Raw genomic sequence first — 3,654 nt, 5'->3', positions numbered from 1 at the left:
ATCTTCGCTACGGAGCCGATGTCAGCGGGCCGGAGTGTCATCCCCGATGCCAGCTTCCGGCTCGTCATCACGGCAGACACAGGCGACCTGCTCAATGCGGATCTGGGCGATGCCTACGAGAGCAAGTTCGGCGTTCCGGCAGGTGGAGTGAAAGTCGGGGTGAAGATCATCCCGGTGAGCGACTCCGGCTTCCAAGGAGCGCCTCAGGCTAGCCTTGTGATCGTCACAGCGTAACGGGAGGGCAAGATGCCCCTGACTCACACCTTCGCTGTGCTAACTGACGAGGCCGAGAACCGCCTGATAAACGCGCTCATCGGCCTCGTTGTTGCCCTTACCTGGTGGCTCAGAGCACAGCCCAAGTTTCGCAGCGCCAGGCGCAGGGCACTTCGCCGCCTCAGAGAGAAACGCAAACGCAAGGATAAAGCCAGTGCTGACAACGACGAGGACCACTCAGGCAAGCCGTAAGAAACGTGCAGCTATCCTCGGAACGGGAGCCGGAATCGTCGCCATCGGCGGCGGGCTAGCCACGGTCTGGCCCACAGGGAGCAAGAACCTGTCCGACCCGCTTCCCGTGCTCGACACCTGCCGCGTGATCGAGGTCGTGGATGGTGACACGCTCCACGCGAGTTGCGACAACCTCAAGACAATCACCATTCGCCTCTTCGGAGCGGATGCCCCGGAGATGAACCAACCAAGCGGACCTATGGCACGTGCGGCCCTCGGTACCTTGCTGGTTGGGCAGAACCTAACCATCCAGCCAATCGAGAAAGACAAGTACGGGCGGCTCGTCGCCCAGCTCAGCACCTCGGCTTACCCAAGCATCGAGCGGAGGCAGATTGAGACAGGGCTGGCCTGGTGGAGCCCACAATACGCCCCAGATAGCCGAGACTTACGCCTGGCCGAAGACACCGCCCGCGCCGCCAAGCGTGGCCTCTGGGCGATGCCAGCACCCATTCCCCCGTGGCAATGGCGCAAGCAAAATTAGAAAAGGAGATACCACCATGAAGCCACGCATTACTAGAGCACCCAAGAAAGCAACAGCCAAGCCCGTTGCCGTGAAGGCACCAACCGCAAAGCCCAAACTCATCTTGCGGCCAAAGCCCAAGTCAACACCAAAGCCAGCGGCTAATCCAGCTTCGACCAACGGCCCGCTCCACCAGATCCCGCCAGAGTCGCCTGCGCCACCGCCAACTGAGCTCGTCGAGCCCGTGATCCAAAGCAAGCCGCTGATTATCACGATTCCACCGGAGAGTCCCGCGCCAAGCGTGAGCGAAGCGCCAGCTTCTCCAGTGACAGAAGATACTGCGAAACCCGCAAGCTACCTGGTGGTTGAGAGCGAGATTAAGCCGCAATTCATCGGCGATGCCGCTGTGCCAGGTGGCTACACGGTGATTGAAAGTGAAGCCGCAGACACGGTGGCTCCACCGATACCCAGCGTGCCAACGGTCACGATTCCGCCTGATCATGCAATCGAGAATGTCTCCTCGCTCCAGCTCGGTGACGTGCTCATTATCGCGGTTCGGGTGCAACCAGCTCCCACCCCGGAGGTAGAGCCATGACCGAAGAACAGCGGAACGAGAGAAACACTCAGCGGCTCACCGAGTGCAACCCGATCTTTCGAAAGAAAGTAGCCGCGATACTTGCCGATCTGGAGGGCCACGGCTGGAGACCGCGCATCCAGGAAGCGTGGCGTTCCCCCGCACGGCAGCGCCAGCTCCTGGCCGATGGCTTTACGAAAGTGGGATGGGGAATGCACAACGTAGCCACGGAGGACGAGAAACCGGACTCCTTGGCTGCGGATATCCTCGATGATGACCAGCCCAACCACGAGAGCACAAAATTCTTGCTGATGCTCGCGGCTTCGGCGAAAGCCCACGGCTGCATAACGGGCATTGACTGGGGACTCACTCAGGAAGACCGCGACACGATCCGCTCGGCAATAGCCAGCCGAGACTTCGATGCGAAAGTAGAGATCGGCTGGGACCCATGCCATGTCCAGATCGGCGGGATCAGCGTACAGGAAGCAAAAAACGGAGCTAGGCCATGAAAGACGAAGCGCTCTGGAAACTCTTCGTCAGAAAGCCACTCCGATGGTTCCTGCGGCGATTTCTCCAAACGGAGGAGACAGATGCCACCCTTGCGGCGGTCGAAGCACTGGTTGTCGCCGCACAGGGCAAGTGACTTCTACAGCTCGGCGAGGAGCTGCTCCCTACACTATCAATCTCCACTTTCCTCATCCCTCGGCGACGGCCCCATCACCGTACCTGGCGCGATCTTCCGCGCTAGGGGAGGCGTTACAGTCTGGCACCTCAGGGATGCGCTCGATCTCGGGCAGCTCCTCCGGCGCACGGATCTCTTCTCTTTTCATCTTCTTCTCCTTGAGCAGCTCCCCTGCCGCACCGTAATGGAGCAGGGGAGCTGTGTGTCTGGCTAACGCTTCGCTAGTGCCTTCTGACTCCCCTCGCTGGGAATGTCCCATACCTTTAGTAAGTGGAGAGTTAGGAGATACACAACGACGCCTGCCTGTTTCTCTTGGGGGAGAGCTTCGTTGAGGTAGATCTCGGGGGAAGGTTGATTCAGGTACCACCCTTCTCTCTCCTTGGGATCATGGAAGCGCCTCACGGACACACCGAGCGTGTGGGCGACTCCAATCCATGTCGCGAGGAGCCGACGGTTGCTCTCACCGGCCAGCTTTAAGAGCACTCCAGCGACAGCTTGAGACATGGCTTCCTGGCGTTCCTCGGGGCTCTGGCGAGGGTCGGGTGGACTTATAAAAATGTTAGGTTTCTCGAGTAGTGGGTTCGTCTTAAACATCAGATTCTTCTCCTTGGTCAGTGGAGCTGGGAAGCTCCTGGTCATTAGTAGCTGACACTCTTAAGTTTGCTCGTGGTGAACAAAAAAAAGCCTCATAGAACAGCTCCTCAACCGCACAGGCGACGCGGTGCTGAGCGGTCTGGCGGATATCAGCGTAGCGCTCCGTGGCGGCTTTGGGAAACGCGCTGCCCGGCCACTGCGCCCCGACATGATGCGCGACTTCATGCAGGATCAGGAAGATCCGCCACTCCAGCGGGGCGCACAGATTATAGACCAGCCGCGGAGAGGGGAACGGCCCAAAAGACCTCCCTTTTTCGTACTCACTGTTATCGTAGTAGGCGATGGCCTCGCCGCGCGGGCCGTAGAACCCAATCACGCGGATGCCCAGCGACCGGGCCAGGTCCAGCCAGCTCTGAATGTTAGTGGGATCGCCTTCCAGCTTGGCGAGGAGGATACGCATCACCCCTCGTGCTGTGTCCCGAATCTCCGCATCGGTCATGCGGCGGTTATGGAGCGAAAAAGCGTCGCTAATACGTGGTGATCTCTTTGCCATTTTATTTCTTGACTATGCCTGACTCAAGTCGTGGGATAACTTCATCGGCCATTTGCTCCACTTCATTTTCGCGGAAGATTTTATGAGGAAGCTGAAAATGGGACAGCATTTTTAGCCCGGACTCATAGCTAGAGCGCATGGCAGGGTTTTGCGGAGGTCCTACAAGAAAGATAACCTCTCCAACCTCTTCTTCTTTCCCTAAGAGCATTTGCCCCAACCCAAGCATCTCGGTTACCCTCTCCCGGATGTTACGCTTATCTGCATAGTCAAAGGAAACCGACTCTAAG

At 58.5% G+C, this 3,654-nt stretch carries 10 protein-coding genes; 6 read left to right on the top strand and 4 right to left on the bottom strand.

Features of this window, described 5'->3' with window-relative positions:
* The 6 genes from RMO15_RS15285 to RMO15_RS15260 form a co-directional block, all read left to right on the top strand.
* A partial coding sequence (locus RMO15_RS15285; protein WP_309714313.1) for a hypothetical protein occupies positions 1-234 on the top strand: 234 nt, incomplete at its 5' end.
* 12 nt (positions 235-246) lie between these two features.
* A complete protein-coding gene (locus RMO15_RS15280) occupies positions 247-465 on the top strand; it encodes a hypothetical protein (protein WP_309714312.1) in 219 nt (72 codons plus the stop codon).
* Positions 428-985, top strand: a complete 558-nt coding sequence (locus tag RMO15_RS15275; protein ID WP_309714311.1) for a thermonuclease family protein — start codon at positions 428-430, stop codon at positions 983-985. Before RMO15_RS15280 ends, RMO15_RS15275 begins: the two co-directional genes overlap by 38 nt.
* Before the next feature lie 16 nt (positions 986-1,001).
* Complete coding sequence (locus RMO15_RS15270) at positions 1,002-1,559, top strand: hypothetical protein (protein WP_309714310.1); 558 nt, start codon at positions 1,002-1,004, stop codon at positions 1,557-1,559.
* Positions 1,556-2,047 (top strand): hypothetical protein, encoded by a 492-nt coding sequence (locus tag RMO15_RS15265; RefSeq protein WP_309714309.1) that lies wholly within the window; start codon positions 1,556-1,558, stop codon positions 2,045-2,047. Before RMO15_RS15270 ends, RMO15_RS15265 begins: the two co-directional genes overlap by 4 nt.
* The gene (locus tag RMO15_RS15260; RefSeq protein WP_309714308.1) at positions 2,044-2,181 is read left to right on the top strand and encodes a hypothetical protein; all 138 of its coding nucleotides are present in this window, start codon (positions 2,044-2,046) and stop codon (positions 2,179-2,181) included. Before RMO15_RS15265 ends, RMO15_RS15260 begins: the two co-directional genes overlap by 4 nt.
* A gap of 52 nt (positions 2,182-2,233) precedes the next feature.
* Here RMO15_RS15260 and RMO15_RS15255 read toward each other — a convergent pair whose 3' ends face one another.
* The 4 genes from RMO15_RS15255 to RMO15_RS15240 form a co-directional block, all read right to left on the bottom strand.
* Positions 2,234-2,368 carry a hypothetical protein gene (locus RMO15_RS15255; protein ID WP_309714307.1) on the bottom strand — a complete coding sequence of 45 codons (135 nt, stop codon included), beginning with the start codon at positions 2,366-2,368 and terminating at the stop codon, positions 2,234-2,236.
* 62 nt (positions 2,369-2,430) lie between these two features.
* Positions 2,431-2,724, bottom strand: a complete 294-nt coding sequence (locus tag RMO15_RS15250; protein WP_309714306.1) for a hypothetical protein — start codon at positions 2,722-2,724, stop codon at positions 2,431-2,433.
* An 82-nt stretch (positions 2,725-2,806) separates the two neighbouring features.
* Complete coding sequence (locus tag RMO15_RS15245; RefSeq protein ID WP_309714305.1) at positions 2,807-3,367, bottom strand: hypothetical protein; 561 nt, start codon at positions 3,365-3,367, stop codon at positions 2,807-2,809.
* 1 nt (position 3,368) lies between these two features.
* On the bottom strand, positions 3,369-3,654 hold a 286-nt coding region (locus tag RMO15_RS15240), incomplete at its 5' end, for a hypothetical protein (RefSeq protein WP_309714304.1).

The sequence above is a fragment of the Armatimonas sp. genome (assembly GCF_031410135.1).
Lineage (GTDB): Bacteria > Armatimonadota > Armatimonadia > Armatimonadales > Armatimonadaceae > Armatimonas.
This window is presented reverse-complemented; position numbering and strand designations above follow the sequence as displayed.